The following is a 15,491-nucleotide window of genomic DNA, read 5'->3' as shown; positions in this document are numbered from 1 at the left end:
ACGCCACCGCCACCGCCCTGCGATCGTCGGGGGACCCTGCCCGTCCCTCCCCTTCCCGGCCCCCGAAGAGTCCCGTCCTTGCAGGCCTTTCCCTACCCCGTACCCGGAGTGAACGTGATCGCATCAGGAGCACGGCCGCCTGCCCAGGTGCGGAGGGCCATCGACTCGGCCGCCCAGCAACTGTTCGCCGTGCGCCGCCCGGACGGCTCCTGGCAGGACCACCTGCCCTCCGCCGCCATCTCCACCGCCACCTCGGCGGTCGCCCTGCACTTCGCCGACCCGGAGGGCTCGGCCGAGCTGATCCGCAGCGCGCTCGACTGGCTCCGCGCGAACCAACTCCCCACCGGTGGCTGGGGCGACGGCCCCGGCACCCCGGCCACACTGCCGGCCTCCGCGTTCGCGGTGGCCGCGCTGCGGCTGCTCGCCGCCGAGGAATCACGGCAGGATGTGCGGCGCGGGCTCGACTGGATCGAGAGCCGCGGCGGGATGGCCGCAGTCGCCGACCCCGACCGCTGCGCCCTGCATGTGCTCTGCCTGCAGTTCCTGGCCCTGGCCGGCCTGTACGACGAGCGGCGGATCCGCCGGATGCCGGCCGCGGTGGCGCTGCTCCCCCGGAAGCTGCGCCAGAAGGTGTCGTTCGTCGTGCCGGTCACCCTGTCCTGGGCGGTGATGCAGCGGCACACCTGGCCGCAGGGGCGGATCCTGCGGGCGGTGTCCCGGCTCGCCGAGCCGCGCGCGTACGCGTACTTCGACGAGCTGCTGCTCAGCCAGGGCAAGGAAGGCGGCATGCAGGAGTCGCCGCTGCTCGTCTCCATGGTGTGCTTCGCCTTCGCCCGCGCGGGGGTGCGCCCCGATCTGGTCGAGCGGATGGCGGGCTATCTGCGGCTGACGGCGCGGCCGGACGGCTCCTGGGCGGTCAATCGCGACCTGGAGTTCTCGGTCACCACCTTCCTCGCGGCCGGTCTGCAGGAGTGCGGATTCGCCGACGATCCGCGGCTGAGTTCGACGATCGACTGGATTCGGACCTGCCAGTGGGACGCCGGCTTCATGGCGACCGGCTGCCCCCCGGGCGGCTGGGCCTGGTCGGTGGAGTCGGGCTGGCCGAACTGCGACGACACGGCAGATGCGCTGCTGGCGCTGGCCGGCGCGGGCTGCGGGCCCACCGATCCACGGGTCAGGGCGGGCCTCGACTGGCTGCTGGCCATGCAGAACAGGGACGGCTCCTGGAGCTGCTTCTGCCGCGACAACCATGTCGCCCTCGACGCCCCCTGCGCGGTGATCACCTCCCACGCGGTGGCGGCGCTGCGGCTGGCCGGCGGGCTCGGCGCGGACGCCCCTCCGCTGGCGAAGGCGGTGCGCTGGTTCGCCAAGACCCAGCGTCCGGACGGCTCGCTGCCCTGCCTCTGGTATCGCGGCAGCACCGCCGGCACCGGTCAAGTCCTGGACGCGCTGGGCGGTTTGGGGCTGGGTGGCAGCGACACGGCGCGCCGGGCCCGCACCTGGCTGTTGCGCACCCAGCAGCCGGACGGTGGTTGGGGTGACGGCGAGGGCGCGCCCTCCTCGGTGGAGGAGACCGCCTGGGCCGTGATGGGTCTGCTCGGCGCGGGCGCCGACCCGCGGGAGGAGGCCGTCCAGGGCGGGGTGCGCCGGCTGCTGCACGAGCAGACCTCCGAAGCGCTGTGGGAGCCGACGCTGCTCGGCGTGTACTTCCTCGATCTGTGGTATTCCGACGATCTCCTCGCCAGCGGGTACGCCCTGCAGGCACTGGGCCGGTACTGGAAGGCATTGACATGATCAACGAAACGGAAGTGGTCGGCTCCGACACGGTGGAGCCGCCGGTCTGCCCCTTCGCCCAGGATGTGCGCCTCGAACACGACCCGCGCTACGCCAAGTTGCGGGTGGACGAGCCGGTGAGCAAGGTCCGGATGCCGCACGGCGGCGACGCCTGGCTGGTAACGCGGTACGAGGACATCAAGTCCGTACTGACCGATTCCCGATTCCGGCGGGCTCCGATGGAAGGGCGTGCGGTCACAGCCGCCACCAAGGACATCGGCAAGGCCCGCTCGGCGATCCTGCCGATGACCGATCCACCGGAGCACACCCAGATCCGACGGCTGGTCACCAAGGCCTTCACGGTGCGCCGGATCGAGGAGCTGCGGCCCCGGGTGCAGGCCACCGCCGATGAGCTGCTGGATGCGATGGAGGCAAGCGGCGGCCCCGCGGACCTGGTCGCCGCGCTGTGTCTGCCGATGCCGATCACCATCATCGCCCAGCTGCTCGGCGTGCCCACTCCGGACCAGCGCAAGGTGCACTCCTGGGTGCGCGCGATGCTCTCCATCAGCGACCACACGCCCGAGGAGGTCGCGCACGCCACCGCGGAGTTCAAGGCCTATATGGCCGAGGTACTTCAGGAGCGCAGGCGCACCCCCGACGACGACCTCATCAGCCGGCTGATCCAGGTGCAGGAGGAGGGCGACCGGCTCAGCATGGACGAGCTGCACTCCATAGTGATGCTGCTGTTCGTGGCCGGCCACGAGTCCACCCAGAACCAGATCACCAACTTCACCTACACTCTGCTCACCCGGCCCGACCTGTGGCAGGAGCTGCTGGCGCACCCGGAGCGGCTGCCCGAGGCGATCGAGGAGCTGCTGCGCTATCTGCCGCTGGGCTTCGCCGGACTGCCGCTGTGGACGGCCGAGGACGTGCCGCTGGCTAATGTGCTGATCCGCAAGGGCGACTCAGTGCTCCTCGCCAAGACCTCGGGCAACCGGGACGCCGCGGTGTTCGACCGCGCCGACGAGATCGACTTCCAGCGGGCCGCCGTCCCGCATCTGGCCTTCGGACACGGGCCGCACTACTGCATCGGGGCGCAGCTGGCCCGGATGGAGCTCCAGGTGGCCCTTGGCACCCTGCTGCGGCGCTTCCCGGGGCTGCAACTCGCTGTCCCCGACGAGGAACTGCGGTGGCGCGAGGGTGCGTTCATGCGCGGCCTGATCGACCTTCCGGTCACCTGGTGAGGCCGACCCGATCCATGATCACCGACAAGGGAGCCCTCGCATGACCACGACCGAACCGCCGCTGACCGAAGCGGCGCCGGGCCCGGCGCAGACGTGCCCGGTGATGCACGGGACCCAACCTGCCGCGGCAGGGCGGGACCTGCTCGACTACCCGTTCAGCGGCGCCGTTCCGCTGGATCCGCCGGTGGAGTGGGAGCAGGTGCGGGAGCAGTGCCCGGTGGTCGCCGTGCGGCTGCCCAGCGGCGACGAGGCGCATCTGGTCACCCGCTACGAGGAGGCCAGGGCGCTGCTCGCGGATCCGCGCTTCACCCGGCAGATACCGGCCGACGCCGAGTCCCGGATCGGGGCGAGCGAGGACGGCGGGGTGTTCAGCCGGCAGGCGACCAGCGGGCTGAAGATCTTCGAGGGCGAAGGGCATCTGCGCTGGCGCCGCTTGATGGCGAAGGCCTTCACCATCAAGCGGGTGGAGAGCATGCGGCCGCGGATCCAGGCGCTCGCGGACGAACTGGTCGACAAGATGGTCGCGGCCGGCCCCCGGGCGGACATCGCCCGGGACATCGGCGCGATCCTGCCGGTCCGGGTGATCGGCGATCTGCTGGGAGTGCCGACCGAGGATCTGCACCGGTTCGCTACCTGGTCGGACGCGATCCTGACGCTCACCCGGCACAGCAAGGCCGAAGTGGACGCGGCCCGGCAGGACTTCGGTATCTATCTGGCCAAGCTGATCGAGGCGAAACGGGCCGAGCCCGGGGACGATCTACTCAGCGAGCTGATCAACATCACCGACAGCGAGGACGGCCGGCTCGACATGGTGGAGCTGATCGTCACGGCCATGGCGATCCTGGTGGCAGGACACGAGACCACCGCCAACATGATCGGGAAGATGACGGCGATGCTGCTCGCCGACCGCAGCCGCTTCGAGACGGTGGTGGCCGATCCGTCGATCGTGCCGAGCGCCGTCGACGAGGTGCTGCGCTTCGACACCAATCCCAGCATCGGGGTGCCGCGCTATGTGAGCGAGGACATCGCGGTGGGTGGCGCGGAGATCGGAGCGGGCTCCACGGTCATCGTCAGCCCCGCGATCGCCAACCGCGATCCACGGCGCTTCCCCGAGCCGGAGCGGATGGATCTGCGGCGCACCAACAACCAGCACCTTTCGTTCGGCGCCGGCCCCCATTTCTGCCTCGGCCAACCGCTGGCCAGGGCCGAACTGCAAGTGGTGCTCGGCACGTTGGCGCGTCGGCTGCCCACGCTGCGGCTGGCGATCGACCGCCGGGAGCTCCGGGTCAAGCAGGGGCTGATCGTCGTCGGATTCGAGGAAGTCCCGGTGGAGTGGTGACCATCGGGCCCGGCCCAGCGAAGGAGCGTCATGCGTATCGAGGTTGACCGCGAGCTGTGCTGCGGCAGCGGCATGTGTGTGCTGACCGATCCCGAGACCTTCGACCAGAGCGAGGAGGACGGCGTGGTCCAAGTGCTCCGCCCCCAGCCGTCCGCCGAGCGGCAAGCAGTCGTCCGGAGCGCCGTCTCGGGCTGCCCGACGTCGGCGATCCGGCTGGTCGAGTAGGCCTTGTCGCGCGGCCTTGGCACGCCGAGGAGCCGGAAGTCGGAAGAGGGAGTGGGGCATGCGGAAGAACATCCTGATCACGGGCGCGAGCGGCGGTCTCGGTCGCGGTATGGCCTGGGAGTTCGCCCGGCGCGGCCGCCGTCTCGCGCTGTGTGCGCGGCGCGGCGACCGGCTGAAGGAGCTGCGAGAGGAGCTGCTCGCGGCGCATCCCTCGATCACCGTGGCCGTGCGCGAGCTCGATGTGACCGACCACGCAGCGGTGTTCGAGGTGTTCCACTCTTTCCGCGCGGAGCTCGGCTCGCTGGACCGGGTGGTCGTCAACGCCGGTACGGGCGAGGGAAGTCCGGTGGGCACGGGTGGCTTCGAGCGAAACCTTCGCGCGGTGAACACCAATTTCACCGCCGCCCTCGCCCAGTGCGAGGCGGCCATGGAGGTGTTCCGGGAGCAGCATTCGGGCCATCTGGTGGTGATCTCCTCCATGAGTGCGCTGAAGGGCTTCCCCGGCGCGCTCACCGCGTACGCGGCAGGCAAGGCCGGGGTGCTGACGCTGGCCGAGGGCATCCGCGCGGATGTGATGGGAACCCAGGTGAAGGTCAGCACCATGCTGCCCGGATACATCCGATCTGAGTCCAACACCCATGAGGGCCAGCGGAGGTTGGTGGTCGACACAGAGACCGGCTGCCGCCGGCTGGCCGCCGCCATCGAGCGCGAGCCGGCCAGGGCCTGTGTGCCGGCCTGGCCCTGGAGTGTGCTCGGCGTGGGGCTGCGGCTTCTGCCGCTGCGGGTGACCAGCCGGATGGGAGCGGTGGCTCGCCGCGCCGAGGGCCCTCGGCCCCGTACGGCCGCCGCCGACCACGCCGGATAAGAGTAAGCCCAAGCAACGACAAAGAGCCCCCTATGATTCCCTAAATTCGGGAATCGGGGGGCTCTTGTGCACCCGGGGCAAATCAAGTGGCAACGAGGGGACAATGTCCGACAGTCAAATAAAAAAACATTTCCTGGCCGGATCGGTGCACGAAGTGCCATAATCGGCCATGCGATGGGAGCCCGCATCACTGACGGACAACGGGGAGAATGTCAGGTATGCCCAATATTGCCGAAGCCGAGCAGCCTTCCATCGGGGATTACTGTCCCGGCGGCAACTCAATACTACTCATAGAGCCGAATGAAGTCATACGGCTCGGACTCGTGGCTGTGTTCCGCTCCATCGAAACGGTGGCAAGTGTCACCGGCTGCGAAACCACCCCACGTCTCGACACCGCCCTCGAGGAGCGACGCCAGCGACCCGGTCGCGCCGGCATCCTGGCCATGTCCTCCACTATCGGAATCGACGAGATCAGATCCCTCGAAGTCCGGGCCGCCCAGGATCACATGCGCACACTACTGATCCTGCACAGCCTCGACGACCCCTCCTTCGTCGAGTACTCGCAGCGCTTCGCGCACGGTCTGGTTCTGCTCGAGGACATCACCACAGAGCACATGAGTGGCGCCCTGGAACGGCTGGAGCGCCAGGAGGAGGTCATGCTCCCGGTCCGCGTCGCAGGCCAACTGCTGCAGCGCCCCAGGGCCTTGCGCAACGGCCCGCACCAGAGCCGGCAGCTGCTCACCCAGCGCGAGGTGGACGTGCTGACCCTGCTCTCCCAGGGGTACAGCAACAAACAGATCGCGCCACGGATCGGCATCTCCGAGCACGGAGTCAAGCGCCATGTGGCCAACGTGCTGGCCAAGCTCAACTGCTCGAACCGCACCCAGGCCGTGTCCCTCGCCCTCCAGCGGGGTCTGCTGGCGGAGTCACGGCTGACGCCCGCAATGTAGCCGCTTCTTCGTCGGCCGCCCGGGCCCCGGCTCGCCGCCTTTCGGCCCACAAATCTCAGCCACTTCATTTCCGGCCACGGCACATCGAACCCCGGGTTGACAGAGTCACCGACCCGGCAGCCCCCGCACTTCGGGGCGTCAACCCTCGGGTTGACGCCCCGGACAAGCCCGGTCTGCTTCAATTGAAGCTTCATACCGGACGGCAGATGTGCCGAAATCCGGAACAACACCAGGGAGGTTTGCACAACTCGCGAGTAACCCATTCCATTGCGCCGCTCCCATCGCATTGATCGGCTCGAACTTACCTTTCGGGTTACTCGGGTGTCATCCTCATCCGTTCCGCCCGCACTTCTCTGGGCAATGCGAATTGCATCCGCTCCGGTACGGACTCGATTTCCAGCAGGTCGTCGAAACCATGGTCGGCCAGTGTCTCCAGCAGATCCTGTACGAGCACCTCGGGCACCGAGGCACCACTGGTAACCCCGACGGTGTGCACGTTCTCCAGCCAGTCGGGGTCCAGCTCTGCCGCGTAGTCCACCAGGTGGGCCGCCCGGGCGCCGGCTTCCAGCGCCACCTCCACCAGCCGCTTGGAATTGGAGGAGTTGGCCGAACCCACCACGATGACCAGTTCCGCCTCGGCGGCGATCTGCCGTACCGAGGTCTGCCGGTTCTGGGTCGCGTAGCAGATGTCGTCCGAGGGCGGCCCGGCCAGCGCCGGGAACCTGTCGCGCAGCGCCGCCACCGTCTCCTGGGTCTCGGAGACCGAGAGAGTGGTCTGGGACAGCCAGGCGACCCGCTCCGGGTCCCGCACCGAGATTCGTCCGATGTCTTCGGGACCGTCGACGAGTTGGATGTGCTCGGGTGCCTCGCCCGCGGTCCCGATGACCTCCTCGTGCCCCTCGTGCCCGATCAGCAGAATGTCGTAGTCCTCAGCGGCGAACCGCCGGGCCTCGTTGTGCACCTTGGTCACCAGCGGGCAGGTCGCGTCGATGGCGTGCAGCCCGCGGGCCGCGGCGCCCTCGTGCACCGAGGGCGCGACACCGTGCGCGGAGAACACCACCACGGCGCCCTCGGGCACCTCGCCGGTCTCCTCCACGAACACGGCCCCGCGCCGCTCCAGGGTCCTGACCACATGGATGTTGTGCACGATCTGCTTGCGTACGTAGACAGGGGCGCCGTGCTGCTCCAGGGCCAGCTCGACCGTGCGCACCGCGCGGTCCACACCCGCGCAGTAGCCGCGCGGCTTCGCCAGCAGGACGCGCCGCCCGCTGCGCTGACCCCGCTGCTGTCCGCTCTGCCGGCCGGTCACGACTGCTCCTCCGTGCCCGCGGCGGCGCCTGACTCCTCGGCCAGTCGCAGTGCCTCCTCAATGAGGGTCTCCACGATCAGCCGCTCCGGCACCGTCTTGACGACCTCGCCGCGGACGAAGATCTGGCCCTTGCCATTGCCGGAGGCCACCCCGAGGTCCGCCTCCCGCGCCTCGCCCGGCCCGTTCACCACGCAGCCCATGACCGCGACCCGCAGCGGGATCTCCATGCCTTCGAGCGCCGCGGTGACCTGCTCCGCCAGCTTGTAGACGTCGACCTGGGCGCGGCCGCAGGACGGACAGGAGACGATCTCCAGCTTGCGCGGCCGCAGCCCGAGCGACTGCAGGATCTGCACCCCGACCTTGACCTCCTCCACCGGAGGGGCGGAGAGCGAGACCCGGATGGTGTCGCCGATCCCCTGGCGCAGCAGTGCGCCGAACGCGACGGCGGACTTGATCGTGCCCTGGAAGGCGGGTCCGGCCTCGGTGACCCCGAGGTGCAGCGGGTAGTCGCACTGCTCGGCGAGGATCTCGTACGCCCTGATCATCACGACCGGGTCGTTGTGCTTGACGGAGATCTTCAGATCGTGGAAGCCGTGCTCGGCGAAGAGCCCGGCCTCCCACAGCGCGGATTCGGCCAGCGCCTCCGGGGTGGCCTTGCCGTACTTCTTGAGCAGCCTCGCATCCAGGGAGCCGGCGTTGACCCCGATCCGGATCGGGGTACCCCGGTCGCGGGCCGCCTTGGCGATCTCCTTGACCTGGTCGTCGAACTTGCGGATGTTGCCCGGGTTCACACGGACCGCTGCGCAGCCCGCGTCGATCGCCGCGAAGACGTACTTCGGCTGGAAGTGGATGTCGGCGATCACCGGGATCTGCGACTTTCCGGCGATGGCGGGCAACGCCTCCGCGTCGTCCGCGCTCGGGCAGGCCACGCGCACGATGTCGCAGCCCGCCGCAGTGAGTTGGGCGATCTGCTGCAAAGTCGCGTTGACGTCGGCGGTGAGTGTGGTGGTCATGGACTGCACGGAGATCGGATGGGCGCTCCCCACCCCGACGGGCCCCACCTTCAACTGGCGGGTGGACCGACGGGCCGCCAGTGCGGGCGGCGGGAAGGCGGGCATGGCGAGGTCGGTCATGAGGCGGTCTCCCTGGTGGCCGTCGTGGAGCTCAACGGAAGCGGGCCACCCAGCGAGACGGGCAGCGGCCAGCGCATCGGGCTGCGCCTGGCCAGGAACTCCGTGGCACAGCGGGCCATATGACGTGAAGTCAGCCCGATCTCATCGAGGATCTGGGCGCGGCCCGCGTGCTCCAGGAAGGCGGCGGGGATCCCGAAGGTGCGGACCGGAGTGTCCACATCGGCGTCCCGCAGCAGGCGGGCCACCGCGTCTCCGACGCCGCCACTGCGGCAGCTGTCCTCGGCGACCACCACCAGCCGGTGCCGCCGTGCGACCGCCGCCAGTGCCGGGTCCAGTGGCTTGACCCAGCGCGGATCCACCACGGTGGCGCCCAAGCCCTGCGCCCTGAGCAGCGCGGCGGTCTCGATGCCGGCCCGGGCCAGCGGGCCCACGGCGACGACGAGGACGTCCTGCGCGCCGGTGGCGCTGAGTACGTCCAGCTCACCGATCCGGCCGATCGCCGGGAGGTCCTCGGGCACCGCGCCCTTGGGAAAGCGCACCACGGTCGGACCGTCCGGGATGTCGATACCGGCCCTGAGCAGCGAGCGCAGCCGGGCCGCGTCGCGCGGTGCGGCGATCCGCAAACCCGGCACCACCTGCAGGATCGACAGGTCCCACATGCCGTTGTGGCTCGGCCCGTCGTCGCCGGTGACACCGGCCCGGTCGAGTACGACGGTGAGGCCGAGCCGATGCAGCGCGGCGTCCATCAGCAGTTGGTCGAAGGCCCGGTTGAGGAAGGTTGCGTACACCGCGAGGACCGGTCGCAGCCCGCCGAGCGCGAGTCCCGCGGCCGAGCCCATCGCGTGCTGCTCTGCGATGCCGACGTCGAAGGTGCGCTCGGGGTACGCGTCGCAGAATCCGGCGAGGCCGGTGGGGCCCATCATGGCCGCGGTCAGGGCCACCACGTCTGGCCGCTCGGCGCCGATGCGCACCATCTCCTTGCCGAACACCCCGGTCCAGGAGGTACCGGTGGAAGGCCGCTTGCGGCCGGTGGCCGGGTCGAAGAGGCCCGGGGCGTGGAACTTCTCGTCGTCGTCCGCCTCGGCCGGCGGATAGCCGAAGCCCTTGCGGGTCACCACGTGCACCACGGTGGGGCCGAGCGTCCTGGCCTCGGTGAGGGCGGCTTCGAGCGCGGTGATGTCGTGTCCGTCGACCGGTCCGAGATAGCCGAGGCCGAGCGAGCGGAAGAGCTCCCCGGGCGGCTGCTCGCCGGTGCCCTCGCGGCTGGCCGCCAGGTGCTCGGCGATGCCGCCGATGGTCGGGGAGTAGGAGCGGCCGTTGTCGTTGAGCACTACGGTCACCCGGCGGTCCTTGGCGGCCGCGATGTTGTTGAGCGCCTCCCAGGCCATGCCGCCGGTGAGCGCGCCGTCCCCGATGACCGCGACCACCTGGCGGTCGTCCTGCCCGGTCAGCCGGTAGGCCTTGGCCAGCCCGTCGGCGTACGACAGCACGGTGGAGGCGTGCGAGTTCTCGATCACGTCGTGCTCGGACTCGGCCTGGCTGGCATAGCCGGAGAGGCCACCGCTCTTGCGGAGCTCCGCGAATCGGTTCCAGCGGCCGGTGAGCAGTTTGTGCGGGTAGACCTGGTGGCCGGTGTCGAACAGCAGCCGGTCGTACGGTGAGGTGTAGACGCGGTGCAGTGCGATGGTGAGTTCCACCACCCCGAGGTTGGAGCCCAGATGGCCACCGGTGCGCGCCACCACGTCCAGCATCAGGTCCCGCATCTCCTGGGCGAGTGCGGCGAGTTGCGGTGCTGTCATGGCGCGCAGGGCGCGGGATTCGGAGGCGGTTCTCAGGAGGTTCACTGCGCTGACTGCGGTGGGTGGGGTCATGGGTGGATCTCCTCGGCTCGAGCAGGAAGCGGCCTACCGGAGGGACGGGGCAGCAGACCGGACGCACTGATCCAGTCCCGGGCGCGGAACGGCTGCGCCGTCAGTCCCGCGACGTTCTGGGTGATGTGCCGACGCAGCCGGACATTGGACTGGTTGCGGCGCAGCAGCGAGGGCCGCAACAGGCGCCCCGTCCGCGAGGTGGTGGTGAGCAGGGTGGCCAGGTTGTGGCTGAGCCGGGAGACGAACTCGAGCCGGGGGCGCCGCACGGCCTCGTAGCGCCGCAGAGCGTCATCGACCTCGGCGGGCCCGAGGGGGCGCCCCCCGGCCGGCTCCTCGGCCAGCTCGCTCCCCAGCGACCAGGCGTCTCCGATCGCGGAGTTCATGCCCTGCCCGACCATGGGGTGGACGCAGTGCGCCGCGTCCCCGAGCAGTGCGAAGCCCGGCCGTGACCAAAAGGGGGCGACGAACCGCCAGGCGGACAGCACCTGGACGGTGTCCAGGCAGTCCTTCAGCGGTTCGGCGATCGCGTCGAAGGCCGGCATCGTACGGAGGATGCCTTCGGTCCACCCGGCCACTCCCGCACGGCCCACCTCGCGGAAGGAGCCGACCGGGATCTGCACGTACAACCGGGCCCGGTGGCCGGGGAGTTCGAAGAGCGCCCGTAGTCCGTGGCGGGTGAGGTGGGCGTTCATGTCGGGGCCGAGCGGCGGGGTCTTCTCTATCTCGAAACCGACCAGTTGATGGTCGTAGCGGTGCATGGCCACCTGGATGCCGGCCGCGTCCCGGAGCCTGGAGGCATGGCCGTCGCAGGCGACGGTCAGCGCGGCCGCCACCCGGCAGGGGGTGCCCTCGCGGTTCAGCGACACCCCGGTGATCCGTCCGGTGTCGTCCCGGATCAGATCCTCGACGCGGGTGCCCCGCCAGAAGGTGACGGTCGGGCCGAGCCGGTCCGCGAGGGTGTCGAGCATGTCCTTGTAGCTCTGCACCAGGCCGTGCCGGTACGCACCGGTGATCAGGCCGTAGTCGAGGGTGACCAGGTCGGCGCCGTCCGCGGTGCGGCAGGCCAGGGCGTTGACCTTGAGCGCGCCGGCCGCGTACAGATGCGGCAGCAGCCCCAGTTCGTCGAGGACGGTGAGGGAGCTGGGCTGGATGAGCTCGCCCTTGTGCATCATGCGGAACCGGCGCTGCTTCTCGACCAGCAGGACTCGGCGCCCCTGTCGGCCGAGCACCGCGGCCAGGGTCAGACCGCCCACGCCGGCACCGCAGATCACCACATCGTAGGCGGTGTCCTCGGCAGGTTCGGAGTGCTGTGCCACCGGACGTACTCCCCTCTCTGACTGACGCTTGCGGCTGGTGACGGACGGCTGACCAATGGCTGCTGACGGGCCGGGCAGTGAGGGCTAGCTGAGGCGGCTCACCGCCATCCGGGCGTGGTGCGCCATCCGGTGTCTGCTGGGCGTCGGAACCAGTGCGTCCAGGGCCCGCTCGGCGGCGCTCGCGTGGCGCAGGGCCATGGCCCGGGAGGCCTCCACCGCTTCGGTCCGGCGGATGACCGTGCCCACCATGGCGAGGGCCTCGGCCGGGTCGAGCTCGGGGTCGAAGGCCGCGTCGAGCAACCTCTCGCCGTCCCGGTCGGCCTGCTGGTAGGCGAGCAGCACCGGCAGCGTCATCCGCTTGTTGCGGATGTCGCTGAGCAGCGACTTGCCGATCGCCGTGTCGTCGTCACCGGTGTACGCGAAGAGGTCGTCGCACATCTGGAAGGCGATGCCGAGCTCGTCGCCGTACGTCCCGAGCGCCTCGATCTCCTGTCGGCCACCGCCGCCGAGCAGCGCGCCGGCCTGGCAGGCGCCGCGGAACAGCGCCCCGGTCTTCAGCTTGATCATCAGGATGTAGCGGTCCACATCGCGGCTCGAGCCCTGAGTGATCTCGTACTCCAGGCTCTGGCCGCGACACAGTTCGAGGCCTGCCTTGGCGACCACCTCGAGGGCGCTGACGATCCGGCTGTCCTGCGCGCCCGCCTGCCGGCACTCGGCGAGGCAGCGGAACAGGTCGAACAGCATGGCGTCGCCGGCCACGATGGCGTTGTCCGCGCCGAACTTGGCGTGCACGGCCGGTCTGCCGCGGCGCATCAGATCGTTGTCGATGATGTCGTCGTGGACAAGGCTGGCGACATGGCCGCTCTCGGTGCCGACCGCCGCGGGCAGCACATGGGCGATGTCACCTCCGACGGCCAGCGCCGACTCCAGGAGCAGTACGGGGCGGAACAGCTTGCCCATGGGGACCTGGGCGTGCCGGCACATGTCGCCGAGCAGGCTGTCCTCGGCGTCCCACCGGGTGCTGAGCCGGTCGTACAGCTCCCGCATAACGGGTTCCTCGTCGGCCCGCTCCGCGGAGAAGGCGGAATCCGCGGGGAAATCTATTACATCGGTCTGAATTCCTGCGCTCATGGCTCACCATCCAGATCGGCACGGAAACCGGCTAGACATCACGCCAGAAATGCTGGGGGAGGGCTTGAGTGGGTGTCAATTCCGTTTGGGGTAGCCGATCGGGCAGCCCGACGGTCTGTCATCTTCCCTCTTCAGAGCGTGCACCGATCGGGCACTCCCCGTTCGGCGCACCCGCTCGGACTACCCGAATCCACTCCCCCATAAGCCTTTCCGGATCCCACCGGAAACTCCAGGATGGCGGTCAGCGTGACATCCAAGCGGATATTCCGGAATTCCAAAGGACCCGAGGTTCATGACCGGTTTGATGCGTAGCCTTTCCGCTCATGTGGAAACCTGGCGGCCGTACACCAGCTGCTATGTCGGCCTGGTCGGCCTGGCCGGTGCCGCCCTGGCCGCCGACTCCACCAGTGGCTCCCGGCTCTTCGCGGCCTGGGCGATCCCGACCCTCGGCTGGCTGGCCGGCCTGTACGGCGGCGACTACTTCGACCGTGAGCTGGACGCGATCGCCAAGCCGCAGCGGCCGATCCCCTCGGGCCGGCTGCGCGCCTCCACCGCACTCGCCGCGATGATCGGCCTGATCGCCGCAGGCGCCGCGTGGACGCTGCTGCTCAACTGGCATGCGGTGGCCCTGGTGGGCCTGGCGACCGTGGTGGGGGTGTCGTACAACGCGTTCTTCAAGGCCCGCGGCCTCAGCGGCAATCTGGTGCGCGGCTCGCTCACCTCCTTCGCCTTCCTGTTCGGGGTCCTGCTTGCAGGGGGACACATCGGTCCTGAGCTGATCGCTGTGTCCGCCGTGTTCTGCTTCCACGACAGCGCCTCCAACCTGGTCGGCACCCTGCGGGACATGGACGGCGACAAAGAGGGCGGCTATCTGACGCTGCCGGTGCGCAAGGGTGTCCGTACCACGGTGCGGGTGATCACCGGACTGGCGGCGGTGTGGACCGTACTGGCCGCGACCGCCCCGCTGTTCCTGCACCGGCCGGTGAACGTCGGCTGGGTAATGCTGCTGATCGCGGCGGTCGGCGCCTTCTGGACGGTGGTGGTGCTGCTGCTCCGGGCCGGGGTTCCCTCCCGCCGGTACGCCCTGCGCATGCACGAGGTGATCTGCCTGGAACGGGTGGTGCTGGCGGGCGCCCTGATCGCCTGGGGTGCCGGTGTTCCGCCGGCCGCGGCCACCGTGCTGCCTGCCCTGCTGGTCACCTGGACCGCCCAGCGGACCTTGCGTTCCCGCCATGAGTTCGGCCTCCACGGACAAGCCGCCGACGCCGGTCCCAGCGTCGTACCGATGAATCTCAGGGAGTACTCGTGAGCCAGTTGCCCCCCGTCTTCGTGGTGTCGACCGGACGCTGCGGATCGACCCTGCTGTCCGAGATGCTCCGGCTCAACCCGGAGGTACTCAGCCTGTCGGAGTTCTTCGGGCTGCTCCTCACCGGTCCCTTCCCCGCCGGTGAGCTGACGGCCGCCGAGTACTGGAGTCTGCTCAGCACTCCGCACCCGTTCGTCACCTCCGCATATCGAGTGGGCGCGCCGGTCGAGGAGTTCCTGTACGAGGCCTCGCCCAGCCGCCCGTTCAATGCCTCGACCGGCATTCCGCCGATCCTGGTGACCTCGCTGCCGCATCTCACCGACCGGCCCGAGGCCCTGTATGCGGAGGTCGAGGAGTTCGTACGGAGCCTCGGTACGGCCGAGGTCGCCGAGCAGCACCGGCGGCTCTTCGGCTGGCTGCGGGACCGCTTCGGCGCGAAGGTGTGGGCGGAGCGGTCCGGATTCTCCCTGCGCCATGTGCCGGAGCTCGTCAGGCTGTTCCCCGACGCGCGGTTCGTGCATCTCTACCGCGACGGCCGCGAGTGCGCGTACTCGATGAGCCGCAGCGGCGCGTTCCGGCTCGGCGCGGTGTCGATGCGGCTCCAGCAGGAGCTGGGCGTCAACCCGTACGTCGAGGACGTACCGCCGGGGGTGTCGATCCCCGCGGACCTGGTGCCGCTGATGCCGGACACCTTCGAGCTGTCCGCCTTCGAGTCGGTCGAGCTGCCGGTGGAGGACTTCGGGCACGCCTGGTCGGACCAGATCACCACCGGGCTCGAAGGACTGCGCGAGGTGGAGCCCGGGCGGCTGCTGCAGTTCAGCTATGACCGGCTGGTCGAGGACACCGCGGGCACCCTCACCGAATTGGCCGCTTTCATCGGCCCGGTGGACGCCTCCGAGTCCTGGCTGCGGAAGGCCGCCGGGCTGGTCTCCGACCGGCCCTCGGGGTGGCGTTCGCTCCCGGACGAGCAGCGTCAACGACTCGAGGCCGCCTGCCAGGACGCCATGTCCCGGCTGGCCGGTTGACCGG

13 protein-coding genes are annotated in these 15,491 nt (G+C 69.8%); 8 read left to right on the top strand and 5 right to left on the bottom strand.

The features are described 5' to 3' along the window. Positions 1 to 114 precede the first annotated feature (114 nt). The 6 genes from OG841_RS32960 to OG841_RS32935 all read left to right on the top strand — a co-directional run bounded on the left by OG841_RS32960 (position 115) and on the right by OG841_RS32935 (position 6,396). Entirely contained in the window at positions 115 to 1,794 is a 1,680-nt protein-coding gene (locus OG841_RS32960) for a prenyltransferase/squalene oxidase repeat-containing protein (protein WP_371567653.1), read from the top strand. Further along, a complete protein-coding gene (locus OG841_RS32955) occupies positions 1,791 to 3,017 on the top strand; it encodes a cytochrome P450 (protein WP_371567650.1) in 1,227 nt (408 codons plus the stop codon). Before OG841_RS32960 ends, OG841_RS32955 begins: the two co-directional genes overlap by 4 nt. A gap of 40 nt (positions 3,018 to 3,057) precedes the next feature. Continuing rightward, positions 3,058 to 4,356, top strand: a complete 1,299-nt coding sequence (locus OG841_RS32950; protein WP_328638058.1) for a cytochrome P450 — start codon at positions 3,058 to 3,060, stop codon at positions 4,354 to 4,356. A gap of 30 nt (positions 4,357 to 4,386) precedes the next feature. Next, positions 4,387 to 4,581 carry a ferredoxin gene (locus OG841_RS32945; protein WP_328638059.1) on the top strand — a complete coding sequence of 65 codons (195 nt, stop codon included), beginning with the start codon at positions 4,387 to 4,389 and terminating at the stop codon, positions 4,579 to 4,581. Positions 4,582 to 4,639: 58 nt separating this feature from the next. Continuing rightward, the gene (locus OG841_RS32940) at positions 4,640 to 5,446 is read left to right on the top strand and encodes an SDR family oxidoreductase (protein ID WP_371567645.1); all 807 of its coding nucleotides are present in this window, start codon (positions 4,640 to 4,642) and stop codon (positions 5,444 to 5,446) included. 443 nt (positions 5,447 to 5,889) lie between these two features. After that, the gene (locus OG841_RS32935; RefSeq protein WP_328638061.1) at positions 5,890 to 6,396 is read left to right on the top strand and encodes a helix-turn-helix transcriptional regulator; all 507 of its coding nucleotides are present in this window, start codon (positions 5,890 to 5,892) and stop codon (positions 6,394 to 6,396) included. Between the two features lie 313 nt (positions 6,397 to 6,709). On the opposite strand, the gene OG841_RS32930 is transcribed toward OG841_RS32935, so the two are convergent. The 5 genes from OG841_RS32930 to OG841_RS32910 all read right to left on the bottom strand — a co-directional run bounded on the left by OG841_RS32930 (position 6,710) and on the right by OG841_RS32910 (position 13,156). Next, a complete protein-coding gene (locus OG841_RS32930; RefSeq protein ID WP_371567641.1) occupies positions 6,710 to 7,705 on the bottom strand; it encodes a 4-hydroxy-3-methylbut-2-enyl diphosphate reductase in 996 nt (331 codons plus the stop codon). Continuing rightward, positions 7,702 to 8,838, bottom strand: coding sequence for a flavodoxin-dependent (E)-4-hydroxy-3-methylbut-2-enyl-diphosphate synthase (gene ispG / locus OG841_RS32925; protein ID WP_371567638.1), 1,137 nt, complete (start codon positions 8,836 to 8,838; stop codon positions 7,702 to 7,704). Before ispG ends, OG841_RS32930 begins: the two co-directional genes overlap by 4 nt. Further along, positions 8,835 to 10,682: a 1-deoxy-D-xylulose-5-phosphate synthase gene (locus OG841_RS32920; protein WP_406102813.1), complete on the bottom strand. Its 1,848-nt coding sequence runs from the start codon at positions 10,680 to 10,682 to the stop codon at positions 8,835 to 8,837. The genes ispG and OG841_RS32920 overlap by 4 nt, the downstream gene beginning before the upstream one ends. A gap of 23 nt (positions 10,683 to 10,705) precedes the next feature. Further along, positions 10,706 to 12,025 carry an FAD-dependent oxidoreductase gene (locus OG841_RS32915; protein WP_328638065.1) on the bottom strand — a complete coding sequence of 440 codons (1,320 nt, stop codon included), beginning with the start codon at positions 12,023 to 12,025 and terminating at the stop codon, positions 10,706 to 10,708. A gap of 84 nt (positions 12,026 to 12,109) precedes the next feature. Then, positions 12,110 to 13,156 (bottom strand): polyprenyl synthetase family protein, encoded by a 1,047-nt coding sequence (locus tag OG841_RS32910; protein ID WP_328638066.1) that lies wholly within the window; start codon positions 13,154 to 13,156, stop codon positions 12,110 to 12,112. Between the two features lie 304 nt (positions 13,157 to 13,460). Between OG841_RS32910 and OG841_RS32905 the strand changes: the two genes are divergently transcribed. Then, complete coding sequence (locus OG841_RS32905) at positions 13,461 to 14,465, top strand: UbiA family prenyltransferase (RefSeq protein WP_328638067.1); 1,005 nt, start codon at positions 13,461 to 13,463, stop codon at positions 14,463 to 14,465. Then, positions 14,462 to 15,487, top strand: a complete 1,026-nt coding sequence (locus tag OG841_RS32900; RefSeq protein ID WP_067283052.1) for a sulfotransferase — start codon at positions 14,462 to 14,464, stop codon at positions 15,485 to 15,487. Before OG841_RS32905 ends, OG841_RS32900 begins: the two co-directional genes overlap by 4 nt. Positions 15,488 to 15,491 lie beyond the last annotated feature (4 nt).

Source organism: Streptomyces canus, from assembly GCF_041435015.1.
GTDB classification, from domain to species: domain Bacteria; phylum Actinomycetota; class Actinomycetes; order Streptomycetales; family Streptomycetaceae; genus Streptomyces; species Streptomyces canus_G.
The sequence above is the reverse complement of the archived record's forward strand: the minus strand, read 5'-3'. Positions and strand labels throughout refer to the sequence as shown.